The organism is Nocardia sp. NPDC127579 (assembly GCF_042672005.1).
In the GTDB taxonomy this organism is placed as follows: domain Bacteria; phylum Actinomycetota; class Actinomycetes; order Mycobacteriales; family Mycobacteriaceae; genus Nocardia.
On the sequence record NZ_JBHXVZ010000006.1, the window covers coordinates 70993 to 83782 of the forward strand.

The following is a 12790-nucleotide window of genomic DNA, read 5'->3' on the forward strand; positions in this document are numbered from 1 at the left end:
GACGGTCAGTGGTAGTGGACAGCGAGGAGTTGCGTAGTGCCTAAGGGTGTGCCGGAAAGTGTTCCGGACGATGGGTTGACGACGCGGCAGCGGCGGAACCAGCCGGTGCTGGCGGTGCATACCGGGCCCGGAAAGGGAAAATCGACGGCGGCGTTCGGGATGGCGCTGCGGGCCTGGAATCAGGGATTCGATGTCGCGGTGTTCCAGTTCGTGAAGAGCGCGAAGTGGAAAGTGGGGGAAGAGGCCGCTTTCCGCACGCTCGGGCAGGTACACGCCGACACCGGGGCCGGCGGTCCGGTCGAATGGCACAAAATGGGTGAAGGCTGGTCCTGGACGCGCAAGCAGGGCAGCGAGGAAGATCACCAGGCCGCCGCACTCGCAGGGTGGCAGGAGATCGCCCGCCGCCTCACCGCCGAACAGCACCGCTTCTACGTACTCGACGAATTCACCTACCCCCTCAAGTGGGGTTGGGTCGATATCGACGACGTGGTCGAGACCTTGGTGAACCGGCCCGGCAACCAGCACGTTGTCATCACCGGCCGCGACGCCCCACAGGCACTGCTGGACGCCGCCGACCTCGTCACCGAGATGACGAAGATCAAACACCCGATGGACGCGGGCCGCAAAGGCCAGCGCGGTATCGAATGGTGAACTCGGACAACGGGACACAGCGGTTCACCGACATCCGGCCCGGTTGGTGTGTTCAGCCCGTGAACGAATCGCTGGTCGGGGTCGCGCGGTGAGCGTGCCCGCGGTCGTGATCGCCGCGCCGGCGTCGGGCAGCGGGAAGACGACGTTGGCAACCGGGTTGATCGGGGCGTTGCGCCGGGCCGGTCATCGCGTCGCGCCGTTCAAGGTGGGACCGGACTATATCGATCCCGGTTACCACGGGCTGGCGGCTGGGCGGCCGGGACGGAATCTGGACCCGGTGCTGGTCGGCGCGCAACGAGTGGTGCCGCTGTACCGGCACGGGGTGCGCGGCTGCGACCTCGCCGTGGTCGAGGGTGTCATGGGCTTGTTCGACGGCCGCATCGACGAGAACCAGGTCGCGCCGGTCGCCGAGGGTTCGACCGCGCAGGTCGCGGCCCTACTGGGCGCGCCCGTCGTGCTGGTGGTGGACGCGCGTGGCCACAGTCAGAGCCTCGCGGCCCTGCTGCACGGTTTCGCCACCTTCGACAGCGGAATCCGGCTCGGCGGCGTGATTCTCAACCGCGTCGGCAGCGAACGCCACGACCAGGTGCTGCGCGCCGCCTGCGCCCGCGTCGGCCTCCCGGTCCTCGGCTCCCTGCCCCGCATGCCCGAATTGGAAGTCCCTTCCCGCCACCTCGGCCTCATCCCCGCGGTCGAACACGGCTCCGCCGCCACCGCCGCCGTCGCCGCCATGACGGATCTCGTCGCGGCACACGTAGATCTGTCGGCCATCGCGCGTCTCGCCCACTCCACAGCCACCGGCGACCCCTGGGACCCATCCGACGCTGTCCGCGCGGTTTTCAACGCGACCGCCCCCGTAGCAACACACCACTCGAACGAACCCGTGCACGAGGTTGCAACGCCGAAGGACTCCACGCTCAGAACGGCTACGCCTGAGGTTGCCACACCCAGGACCGTCAGGTCTGAGGATGTCACGCCTGAGGACGCCGCGCCCGTGGACGTGCCCGAGGTCGCCGCCGTGTCCGAGGCTGCGGTGCCTGCCGTCGTGTCTGGGGTTGCTGTGCCTGAGGCTGCGGTGCCTGCCGTTGCGTCTGGGGTTGCTGTGTCCGGGGCTGCGGTGGCTGCCGTCGTGTCTGGGGTCGTCGCGCCGAGAACCGTCTCGCCTGCCGGCGGACAACAGCAGGTCGGTGGTGATGGCGATACCGCCCTATTCGCCGGGCAGGCCACTGAGTCTTTCGTTGTACCCGATCAGTCACAGAGCGTCGGTGCGGCTTCGGGTATTTCCCACCGTTCGTCGGAATCCGTGGGTGGTCCGTCGCGGGCGTTCGGAACTTCACGTGGTGGTCCGGTGATCGCGATGGCCGGTGGGCCGGCGTTCACGTTCGGGTATGCCGAGCATCGGGAGTTGCTGGTCGCTGCCGGTGCGGAGGTGGTGGTCTTCGATCCGTTGCGTGATGAATTGCCGGAGGGGGCGGCAGGGTTGGTGTTGCCCGGTGGGTTCCCGGAAGAGCATGCCGCTGACCTGGCCGCGAATGCCGGCCTCTTGAAAACTGTCGGTGAGTTGGCGCGTCGCGGGCTGCCCATTCATGCCGAATGTGCCGGGCTCCTCTATCTCACGCGCTCGCTGGACGGTCACGCGATGGCCGGTGTCCTCGATGCCGACGCCGAATTCGGCCCGCGCCTCACGCTCGGCTACCGCGACGCCGTAGCTCTTGCCGACTCCGTGCTCTGGCGCGCCGGCGAACGAGTCCGCGGCCACGAATTCCACCGCACCCGCCTGATCGCCGCCGGCACCGCCCCCGCCGCCTGGGGCTGGCACGGCAGCCAGGGCGAACGAGTCCGCGAAGGTTCGTTGATCACTCGAGTCCACGCCTCCTACCTGCACACCCACCCCGCCGGAAACCCCCTCGCCACAGCCCGTTTCGTCACCGCGACCGAGCAGTACGCCGGGCACCATGTCGTCCCTTGACGTGCGGCGGAAACGTCACGTTCTGGTCGTACCGGATCGCGCTGCGTTCCAACGTGCCGCGGACGCGGCCGGTGTCCTGGTTTCGCAGGGCAGTTGGTGTGGTTGCACACCCGGTCGGGTGTGTGGTGTCGCCAAAAGTGGTGTGGTCCAGGGCCGGAATCGCCTACGGGGTGGGTACAGCGCATAGTGGGCGGTTTCGATCGGGTGGGGAGCGAGCGCGGAGTGGTCGGTTGGTGGGCGGGGTGGGTGTTGTCGAATCGGAGGGTGGCATGACCGAGGTGGTGGTGGGGATCGGTGCGCGGTCGGGGGTGACGGCCGAGGCGGTGCGACGGGCGCTGCGGGAGGTCGTGGGGAACAACGTAGTTCGTGGGATCGCGACGATCGATCGGCGGGCGGGGGAGCCGGGGATCGTGGTGGTTGCGCAGGAGCTCGGGGTCGCGGTGCGGGGATTCTCGGCGGCTGAGCTGGATCGGGTGGTGGTGCCGAATCCGCAGGATCGAGTTCGAGACGCGGTGGGGACCGCGAGTGTCGCGGAGGCAGCCGCGCTGGCGGCAGGGAACGGGCCGCTGCTGATGGGTAAGCGGGCCATCAGTGGCGTTGTGATCGCTGTCGCTCCGTGGCGGTCTGATATCGGCTGAGCGGGGGTATCTCCGCTAGGTGGGTAGAACCCTGGGCGCCGTCGGTGCGCAGATCGAACAGCTGTCTGCCGGTGGCCGAATATCAAAGGTGTCGGCGGGCAGAATCTGGAAGTGTCTGCCCGGTGGGCGATGCTAGGGCGTCTGGCGGTAGGGACACCTGTCGGTGGCCGGAATCCGGGGCGTCCGCCGGTGGGGCGGAAGGTACGGGTGCCTGTCGGCGGGCAAGACGTAAAGTGCCCGCCGACAGGGAGAACCTAGGGGGCGACCGAACCCCAGTCGGCGAACCCGGTGGGGTCGTGGCGGCCCATGCTGGCGTGCTCGAACAGCCCCCAGCCTTCCGCGTCCCCGCAGCGGGCGTGGCCGACGTGGTCGATGACGCCGAAGGGGATGCGGGCGGCGATGGCGGGGTCGGTGAGGTCGTAGGTGCGGGAGTCGACCCAGCCGCGGCCCTTCCATTGGCCGTGCAGCCAGTCGGGGTCGCCGCCGTAACCGCAGCCGATGTGCAGGGGGACGTTGGTGCCGGCGGTGACGTCGATGTCCAGCGGTTTCCCGTCGGGGGTGGTGCATTCGAGGCGGAGCGAGACGGGAATGCGGGTACCGGGCCGGTAGCGCAGCGACACTCGCGGCCAGCCGAGCTGCTCGACGCGTCCGTCGGGCCAGATCCGGGTCGCGTCGTTGAGGGTGCGGGTGCCGTCGGGCTCCTCCTGCACGATCACGATGATCGAGAAATCGTCGAACCGCAGCGGCACATACAGCCACCAGAAACCGTCGGCGGGTTCCGCGCCCGCGCGCCCGGCCGGATCGGGATCGCCGACGGGACGGATACCCCAGGAGCGGTCCCGGGTGCCGGTCCACACGGCCGGATCGACCGGAATGTCGACGCCGTCCACGGCCAGGGTGCCCGACCAGGATCCGACCTGTGCGAACCGTGACGCGTCGATGATCGGCCTGCCGCCGCGCATGATCAGATGCGGCTGTTCCTGCACGACCGGGAAGGCGCCCTCCCAGGTGAGGTCCATGCCGAGGTCTTCGTGCTCGCAGATCACCCTGATCCGCTGCAACGGTTCCACGACCTCGATGCGGTAGCCGCCGACCGCCAGATCCAGGCTGCGATCACCGAGCGCGTCGGAGAACCGCACGGACCGCTGGATATCGCCGCGCCGCACGCACACATACCCGTCGGTGACACCGAGATTCGGGTATACGCCGAACCCGGTGATCAGCATGGTGCCGCCGTCCCGGTCGTGGGCGTTGAAATAGCTGCGGTCGTAGAAGTTCTTGTCGCTGGTCGCCACCCGCGCCATGGTGAGCGGGGTCTGGTGCACCGGGTATTCGTCCAACGGTGCGGGCGCGGAGCCCGGAATGCGTTCGGCCATAGTCGTTCTCAATCCCACTGATAGGTTCCGTCGAGCAGAGCCTCGAGGCTCGCCCGGTGCATGACGTAGTCGTCGCGGTCCGGGGTGTCGGTGTCCTCGCCGAAGTGGATCATCCGGCGTTTGACCCGCGCCATCACGATGGCGTGCTTGAGCGCGGAGAACACCAGGTAGAAGTCGAGGTCGCGCAGCGTATATCCGCTGAGCTCCTCGTATTTCGCGACCACGTCGGCGCGGCGGCAGAAGTCGGGCAGGCCGGGCTGCTCGAAGCGCACGGCCAGATCCTGGAAGAAGCGGTGCAGGAAGATGAGCCAGGCGACGTCGAGTTCGCGCGGGCCGATCGTGGCCATCTCCCAGTCCAGGACGGCGGCGGGCTCGAATCCGCGGTAGAGGATATTGCCGGGCCGGGAGTCGCCCCAGGACAGCACATCCGGGCCGGGGTCCGCCGGCCAGTTCGCGTCCAGCCATGCGAAGCCGCGTTCGATGATCGGGACGGTGTAGCCGTCGTCGGCCAGGCCCCAGCGGTACCAGCCGTGATACCAGTCGACGCTGCGTCGCAGCGCCGGTCCCGGTCCGTCGAGCATCGGGAATGTCGTTGCGGGGTCGGCGATGTCGTGGATCGCGGCGATCGCTTCGACGGTTCCGGCGACCAGTCGCGCCCGCTCGTCGGGTGTGGCGTCGAACAGCCACCCGAGGAACACATAGGGCGGATTGTCCGAGACGACACGGCCTTCGGCCTTGTCCATGACGAAAAACGGTGCACCGAGGACGGTTTCGTCGGTTTCCAGCCAGCGCAGCCCGGGTACCGGCACGTCGGAGGCGGCCGCGACCCCGGCCATCACCTGGTACTGCGTGGCCAGATCGTAGTTCTCGAAGATCGGGAAGTCGCTGTCCTGCGGCGCGAGCCGGGCCACGAACGAACCGCCGGCGTGCTCGCCGCCGCTGGTCCATTCGGCGTCGAAGAACACCGAGGTGCTGGACATGCCCGCACCTTCCGGCCGCGACAGCCCCGAGATCTTCGGTGGTTCGTCGGCCGCGACCCGGTCGCCGAGCCAGCGCGACAGTTCCTCGGCGAGTGTCTCGAGATCGCGGCCACTGACGGTAAGTCGCACCCGTTCGGTGGGGTCCGGGCCTTCGGCCATAGTCGTCCTCCTGAAACCTGTTGCACTTGGGCGCGAATCTAACCGGCTCAGTGCCGCGCCGCAGGCTAATCCGGGCAGCCCGGACCACGAGTTCGGTGCGCGGACGATCTGGCTCACTGGCCGGAATCGATGGTTGACATCTCCGGCCACGGTGGTGCTGGCACCCGGGCGCCGCGGGTGCTCTCACCCCACGGTGCTAGGGGTGGCACGTAAGTCGCGAGACGTACCGCAAGTCGGGGGTTTTCCTGGAGGTGGCGCTCGGAGGCGGTCGATAACTTACAAACATCGGATGTTTGGGTCGGTGAGAGTGAGGTCTTCGGGTGAGTGCCCTCGGCGTGCAGGTGACAGAACACGACAGCGGCTGGTCGCCGCTGGCCCGGATCGGATTCCGATTCTGCTTCACCTATTTCGCGCTGTTCGGACTGTTGTTCGCGCAGATCCTGTTCGTCTTCGCGGGGATCGCGGTGGCGTGGCTACCCGAGGACGCGATCCACTGGCAGATGGATCGGGTCGCGCCGCTGGCCGAGTGGGTGGGCGAGCACATCCTCGGCGTGGATGCGGTCCTGCGCTCGAACGGCAGCGGTGATCAGGCGGCCATCTGGGTCATGGTCCTGATACTGGTCGTGCTCACCGCCGCGATCACCCTGATCTGGACCGTGCTGGCAAGACGTACCGAATACCGCACCCTCGGTACCTGGTTCGTCACCGCGATCCGGCTGGCCGCCGGTGGCCAATTGCTCTGGTACGGCTGGGCCAAACTGGTGCCGAATCAGATGCCGTATCCGAGCCTGGCCACCCTGCTGCGGCCGTTCGGTGAGTTCAGCGCCATCGACGTGCTCTGGAATCAGGTCGGGGTGTCGCCCGCCTATCAGGTACTGCTCGGCGCGGCCGAGGTGGTGGCCGGGCTGCTGCTGTTCTGGCCGCGCACCGCGACGCTGGGCGGCATGATCGGGCTGATCAGCATGCTCCAGGTCTTCCTGCTGAACATGACCTACGACGTACCGGTCAAGATCCTGTCCTTCCACCTGGTGCTCATGTCGCTGATCGTGCTCGCGCCGCAGACCCGGCGGATGCTGGACTTCCTTGTGTTGCAACGAGATACCGCGCCCGCTACGCAGCGCCCACTGTTCGGCACGCGCCGTGCCGAGCGGATCGCCGCAGCGGTCCAGGTGGCCCTGGGGCTGTGGGTGACCACCGCCTGCCTGCACGACGCGCACGAGATCTGGTACGAATACGGTTACGGCGCACCGAAACCCGCGCTCTACGGCATCTGGAACGTCACCGAGTTCAGCCGCGACGGTCAGGTGTTGCCGCCGCTGACCACCGACGAAAACCGTTGGCAGCGACTGGTTGTCGACCGTGGGGTGATCACCTATCAGCAGATGGACGGAACCCTGGTCGCCGCGCCGGGTGAGGTCGATCCGCAGGCGCGAACCATTACCGCGACTCCTGTCCGGCTCGTCTTCGAAGAGTCCGCCCCGGATCGGCTGATCGTGCGCGGCGAGATCGACGGCCATCCGATCACCGCGTCACTGGACAGGCAGGATCTCGATGCCTTCCGGCTGCGGGGCCCCGGCTTCCACTGGGTGCAGAACGAGCCCGCCTTCAGCTGAGCCACGATGCCCGGGCACGTAGGTTGGTGCGGTGGTTTTCGGAATGGCGGAGGGGGACTGGCATCCCGCGGCTCGGGTGGGATTCCGGTTCGGTGTGACCTACTTCCTGCTGTTCGGGCTGGTCTTCACCCAGATCCTGTTCGTGTTCACCGGATCGGTGACCGGGTTCCTGTCCGAGGAGTCGGTGCTGTGGCAGGTGCCGTGGCTGACGGCGGTTCCGCGGTGGGCCGGTGGCGTCGTCGGGGTCGATGTCACGTTGCGGATGAGCGAGAGCGGCGACCAGGCCTACATCTGGGTACTCGTCTGCTGTTTGCTGGTGGCGGCGCTCGGCCTGACGCTTGCCTGGACCCTGCTGGATCGCCGCACCGAATACCGGCGGCTGGGCGCCTGGTTCGTCGCCGTCGCGCGGATCTGCCTCGGCGGGCAACTGCTCTGGTACGGGATCGCCAAACTCGTCCCGAACCAGATGCCCTACCCGCCGTTGACCACCTTTCTGGAACCGTTCGGCACGTTCACCAGGATGGAGGTGCTGTGGAATCAGATCGGGATCGCGCCCGGGTATCAGATGCTGCTGGGCGCGGCGGAGGTGCTGGCCGCGATGCTGCTGCTGGCGGCGCGGACCGCCACCCTGGGTGCGCTGCTGGCCCTGGTCTGCCTGACCCAGGTGTTCGTGCTGAACCTGAGCTACGACGTGCCGGTGAAGCTGTACTCGCTGCATCTGCTGCTGCTGGTCCTGGCGGTGCTCGCGCCGCAGGCTCGCGACCTGGCGAATGTCCTTGTGCTGCAACGGCCGACCGAACCCGCCGGACAACCCGCGCTGCCCGTCGCGCCGCGCACCCGCCGTATCGTCACCGCCGTCCTGGCCCTGCTCGCGGTCACCACCTGCCTGCGTGACGCGTGGCGATGCTGGCACGAATGGGGTTACGGCGCACCGAAACCGGCGCTCTACGGCATCTGGGACGTCACCGAGTTCCGGGTCGACGGACAGTCGCTGCCGCCGCTGGTCACCGACGAAACCCGGTGGCAGCGCCTGATCGTCGACATTTCCGGTCTCACCTATCAGCGGATGGACGACACCCTCGTGCCGGTCGAGGCGGACCTGGCGCAGGGATGGCTCGGCCTGGCGGATGCCGGATCGTTCACCTACGAACGCCCCGCTCCCGACCTGCTGACCCTGCACGGCGACCTGCGCGGCCGCCCGGTGACCATCGCACTGGCCCGACACGATCTGGACGACTTCACCGTCCGACGCTCCGGCCTGCACTGGGTGCAGGAAACCCTGCCCCGCGACCGTCCCGCAGCGTAGCTCGGTCGTCTGGTTGATCCAGTTCGGTGACGGCCGCCCCAGCTCACCGCTCACGGTGAACGCAATCGGAATCAGCCGACCCCGTCGCATTCGCCGAGTACAGGAACGATCACCCCGGATACCGGGTCCACTCGCCGCCGGGCCCCGAACGTTCACCTCGCGCACCGGTTTCCAGATCGAGGATGTCCAGCAGCGTCGGATCCTCGTCGACGGCGTGCGAGAGGTGCCCGACGCGCCCCTCGCTGCCCGCGGCGGTATCGCCGATCAGCTGCCACACGCCGTCGGCGTCGTTGCAGACCAGCAGCACGGGCTCGCGCCGCTCGAAGACCTCGGGTGTCTGCACGCACATCGTCGCGGTCACCCAGTGCCGCATCCACCAGGCTCGCGGATCACGAGCCATCACCTGATCGACCACCCACCAGATGAAGGGGAGGTCCTCGTGGGCGCGGGACTGCTCGGCCGTCAGGTCCGGGCCGCCCTCGGGTACCTGCTCGAATGGATCGTCGACCAGGGAGTACGCGTAGGAGTCACCGTTGTCGAACAGCACGGCGTGGAAGGTGGCGCCGCCCGGATTCCCGGCACCGATACCGATACTGAGCCGCCCGGCCCGGGCATCGGATCCGGTGGTCCAGCCGAAGGCGTAGGAGGCGAGTTCGCCTCGGGGGCCGATGAATTCACCGAACGCCCGGCGGTCCATGCCGGTGGCGTCGGAAGTCGGGGCCTCGATCAGTCGTCCCGGGATGACCTGCGCGTTCACTCGCCGACGCTAGCACCCCGCGCGCGCCCCGTGCGGAGGGTGACCCGGCGTCCCGTAGGCTCGAACCTTGTGTCGAACACGTCTGCCAACACCGATGAGCATGCTGCCGGAGACCCGAACTACCTGGTCGGGCTGGATTTGAACGGACGCCGCGTCGTGGTGGTCGGCGGTGGCTCGGTGGCCCAGCGCCGGCTCGGTCTGCTGATCGCCTCGGGTGCGGACGTGCACGTCGTCAGCCGCAGCGTCACCCCCGCCGTCGAGGGCATGGCGACCTCCGGACAGCTCACGGTCACCCTGCGGGCCTACGCGGACGGCGACCTGGACGGCGCCTGGTACGCCATCGCCTGCACCGACGAACCCGACACCAACGCGGCCGTGGTCGAGGAGGCCACCCGCCGCCGCATCTTCTGCGTGCGCGCCGACACCGCCCGGCTCGGCACCGCCGTCACCCCGGCGACCGCGCGCTACGACGGACTGACCCTGGGCGTGCTCGCCGGCGGCCAGCACCGGCGCTCGGCCGCGATTCGCAACGCGGTGCTCGAGGCTCTGCAATCCGGTGTGGTGACCGATGATTCGGCGCCGGTCACCCCGGGTGTCGCGCTGGTCGGCGGCGGTCCCGGCGACCCCGACCTGATCACCGTGCGCGGCCGCCGCCTGCTCGCCCGCGCGAACCTGGTCGTCGCGGACCGGCTCGCGCCGCCGGAGCTGCTGGCCGAGCTCGGCCCGGATGTCGAGGTGATCGACGCCGCCAAGATTCCCTACGGCCGGGCGATGGCGCAGGAGGCGATCAACACCGCCCTGATCGAGGGTGCGAAGGCGGGCAAGTTCGTGGTGCGGCTCAAGGGCGGCGACCCTTACGTTTTCGGCCGCGGCTTCGAAGAAGTAGAGGCGTGTGTGGCGGCGGGCGTCCCGGTGACCGTGGTCCCCGGCATCACCAGCCCGATCTCGGTGCCCGCCGCCGCGGGCATCCCGGTCACCCATCGCGGCGTCACCCATGAATTCGTGGTCGTCAGCGGCCATGTCGCTCCGGATCATCCGGACTCGCTGGTCGACTGGCCCGCGCTGGCCCGCCTGCGCGGGACCCTGGTCCTGATGATGGCCGTCGAGCGGATCGAACAGTTCGCCACCGCGCTGCTGGAGGGCGGGCGGCCCGCCGATACCCCGGCCACGGTCATCCAGGAGGGCACCCTGCGCACCCAGCGGGTGCTGCGCGCCGATCTCGGGACCGTCGCTGCCCGGGTGCGCGCGGAGGGTATTCGCCCGCCCGCGATCGTCGTCATCGGCCCCACGGCCGGATTCTCCGCCGACGCCGTCGAATAGGCCCGGTCGCCGATCGGGGCCGACGCCTGCAACGGCGTCCATTACAGTGGCTGACTGTGCTCCAGAACCCCACTGCGCCGATGCAGTATCCAGTGACGCAGCGGGCTTTCGGGCTCGCCATTCTCGTGCTGAGTGGGATGCAGCTGATGAGCGTGCTCGACGGCACGGTCATGATCCTGGTGGTCCCACGGCTGCAAGCCGATTGGGGGATGACCGCTTCCAGCGCCAACTGGGTGATCACCTCCTATGCGCTCACCTACGCGGGGCTGATGCTGTTGGGCGGCCGGGTCGGCGATGCGTTCGGCCGGAAGAAGATGTTCCTGGTCGGCGTCGGCCTGTTCACCTTCGCGTCGCTGCTGTGTGGGCTGGCCCTCAACGGCGGCATGTTGATCGGCATGCGCGCGCTACAGGGCATCGGCGCCGCGTTCGCGTCGCCCACGGCGCTGGCCCTGGTCGCCACCACCTTCGCGCCCGGCAAGGCGCGTAATCAGGCCATTGCCATCTTCGGCGCCATGGTCGGTGTCGGTTCGGTGGGCGGCCTGGTGGTCGGCGGCGGACTGGCCGATGTCTGGTGGCGCGGCATCTTTCTGATCAATGTGCCGATCGGCCTGCTGGTCCTGTTCGGCGCGCAGCGCTGCCTGCGCGATACCGAACATCATCGCCTGACCCTGGATGTGCGCGGCGCCGTGCTGGCCACCTTCGGCGTCTCGGCCCTGGTCTTCGGTGGTATGGAAGGGCCGGTGCTGGGCTGGGGCCACCCGGTGATCATCGGCTCGCTGGTGGCCGGTGGCGTTCTGCTGATCAGTTTCGTGCTCGCCGAACGCAATGTGGACAATCCGCTGCTGCCCTGGTCGCTGTTCAGCAGCCGGGACCGGGTCGCCACCTTCCTGGCGGTGCTGTTGGCCAGCGGCGTGATGGGCGGCATCTCGGTGTTCGGCGCGCAGTATGTGCAGAACGTGCTGGGCTACACGGCCTTACAGTCGGGGCTGATCTTCATCCCGTTCACCATCGGCATGGGTGTGGGCGGCGCGCTCACCTCCAAGCTGGCCATGCGGATCGCACCGCGCTACCTGATCGCCATCGGCGCGGGCTTGGCCGCGGCCGCTCTGCTGTTCGGGTCGACCCTGGACCGCACCACGAATCTGCCCACCCTGCTGGTGCTGTTCCTGATGATCGGCGCCGGTGTCGGCATCGTGCTGGTGATCGTGCCGCTGTGCCTGATCGTCGGTGTCGAGGTCACCGAGATCGGCCCGCTGAGCGCGGTCGGGCAGATGCTGCTCGCCTTCGGGCCCGCGCTGGCGCTGGGCTTCCTGGGCCCGGTCGTGGTGTCCAGAACGCTGGCGCTCGGCGGCAGCGACACGATCAAACCCAAGGCCATGAACACCGCCCAGCTCGACGCGCTGAGCAGCGGTTACACCCTCGCCCTTTTCCTGTGCGGCGCCGGCGTCCTGCTGACCCTGCTGATCGCGCTGGCGATCCGCTACTCCGCCGCCCAGGTTGCCCAGGCCCAGCACGCCCAGGAAGAAGCGCAGCAGGCCTGACAAGCGCGATCCGGCATGGGAGACTCGCGAAGGTGACCAGCAAGCCCACCCCGGAGGAACGCCTCGGCGACCTCGTGCGGTTGCGGCGGGTCCGCGACCGGATCGACCGGGAGTACGCCCAGCCGCTGGACGTAGCGGCCCTGGCGCGGGACGCGCACATGTCGGCCGGGCATCTGAGCCGCCAATTCAAGGCCGCCTACGGTGAATCGCCGTACTCGTATCTGATGACCCGCCGGATCGAACGCGCCATGACGCTGTTGCGGCGCGGCGACCGGAGCGTCACCGAGGTCTGCTTCGAGGTCGGCTGTTCCTCGCTCGGCACCTTCAGTACGCGTTTCACGGAGCTGGTCGGCATGCCGCCCAGCGCCTACCGGGAGCAGGAGGCGCTCGCCACCGAGGGCATGCCCCCATGCGTGGCCAAACAGGTGACCCGACCGATCAGGAATAAAGAAGCGCGGGCGACCTAGCCGCATCTAGCCT

11 protein-coding genes are annotated in these 12790 nt (G+C 68.5%); 8 read left to right on the top strand and 3 right to left on the bottom strand.

What is annotated here, in order from left to right:
• Window positions 1–36: 36 nt before the first annotated feature.
• The 3 genes from cobO to ACFVMC_RS20930 all read left to right on the top strand — a co-directional run bounded on the left by cobO (window position 37) and on the right by ACFVMC_RS20930 (window position 3258).
• Window positions 37–651, top strand: coding sequence for a cob(I)yrinic acid a,c-diamide adenosyltransferase (gene cobO / locus ACFVMC_RS20920; RefSeq protein WP_379212581.1), 615 nt, complete (start codon window positions 37–39; stop codon window positions 649–651).
• 106 nt (window positions 652–757) lie between these two features.
• On the top strand, window positions 758–2620 hold the full coding sequence (locus ACFVMC_RS20925) for a cobyrinate a,c-diamide synthase (RefSeq protein WP_379213240.1): 1863 nt from the start codon (window positions 758–760) through the stop codon (window positions 2618–2620).
• Window positions 2621–2889: 269 nt separating this feature from the next.
• Window positions 2890–3258 carry a cobalamin biosynthesis protein gene (locus ACFVMC_RS20930; protein WP_379212583.1) on the top strand — a complete coding sequence of 123 codons (369 nt, stop codon included), beginning with the start codon at window positions 2890–2892 and terminating at the stop codon, window positions 3256–3258.
• 254 nt (window positions 3259–3512) lie between these two features.
• Here ACFVMC_RS20930 and ACFVMC_RS20935 read toward each other — a convergent pair whose 3' ends face one another.
• Together ACFVMC_RS20935 and ACFVMC_RS20940 are read right to left on the bottom strand one after the other, a co-directional pair.
• Entirely contained in the window at window positions 3513–4634 is a 1122-nt protein-coding gene (locus tag ACFVMC_RS20935; protein ID WP_379212584.1) for a hypothetical protein, read from the bottom strand.
• 8 nt (window positions 4635–4642) lie between these two features.
• Complete coding sequence (locus tag ACFVMC_RS20940) at window positions 4643–5773, bottom strand: phosphotransferase family protein (protein ID WP_379212586.1); 1131 nt, start codon at window positions 5771–5773, stop codon at window positions 4643–4645.
• Window positions 5774–6093: 320 nt separating this feature from the next.
• Here ACFVMC_RS20940 and ACFVMC_RS20945 point away from each other — a divergent pair, with 320 nt between their 5' ends.
• Window positions 6094–7386 carry a DoxX family protein gene (locus tag ACFVMC_RS20945; RefSeq protein WP_379212588.1) on the top strand — a complete coding sequence of 431 codons (1293 nt, stop codon included), beginning with the start codon at window positions 6094–6096 and terminating at the stop codon, window positions 7384–7386.
• Between the two features lie 43 nt (window positions 7387–7429).
• The gene (locus tag ACFVMC_RS20950) at window positions 7430–8692 is read left to right on the top strand and encodes a DoxX family protein (RefSeq protein ID WP_379212590.1); all 1263 of its coding nucleotides are present in this window, start codon (window positions 7430–7432) and stop codon (window positions 8690–8692) included.
• A 109-nt stretch (window positions 8693–8801) separates the two neighbouring features.
• Here ACFVMC_RS20950 and ACFVMC_RS20955 read toward each other — a convergent pair whose 3' ends face one another.
• A complete protein-coding gene (locus tag ACFVMC_RS20955; RefSeq protein ID WP_379212592.1) occupies window positions 8802–9449 on the bottom strand; it encodes a hypothetical protein in 648 nt (215 codons plus the stop codon).
• Window positions 9450–9518: 69 nt separating this feature from the next.
• On the opposite strand from ACFVMC_RS20955, the gene cobA reads away from it, so the two are divergent.
• The 3 genes from cobA to ACFVMC_RS20970 all read left to right on the top strand — a co-directional run bounded on the left by cobA (window position 9519) and on the right by ACFVMC_RS20970 (window position 12777).
• Window positions 9519–10769 (top strand): uroporphyrinogen-III C-methyltransferase, encoded by a 1251-nt coding sequence (cobA, locus tag ACFVMC_RS20960; RefSeq protein WP_379212594.1) that lies wholly within the window; start codon window positions 9519–9521, stop codon window positions 10767–10769.
• An 80-nt stretch (window positions 10770–10849) separates the two neighbouring features.
• Entirely contained in the window at window positions 10850–12310 is a 1461-nt protein-coding gene (locus ACFVMC_RS20965; protein ID WP_379212596.1) for an MFS transporter, read from the top strand.
• A gap of 32 nt (window positions 12311–12342) precedes the next feature.
• Entirely contained in the window at window positions 12343–12777 is a 435-nt protein-coding gene (locus ACFVMC_RS20970) for a helix-turn-helix transcriptional regulator (protein ID WP_379212598.1), read from the top strand.
• Window positions 12778–12790 lie beyond the last annotated feature (13 nt).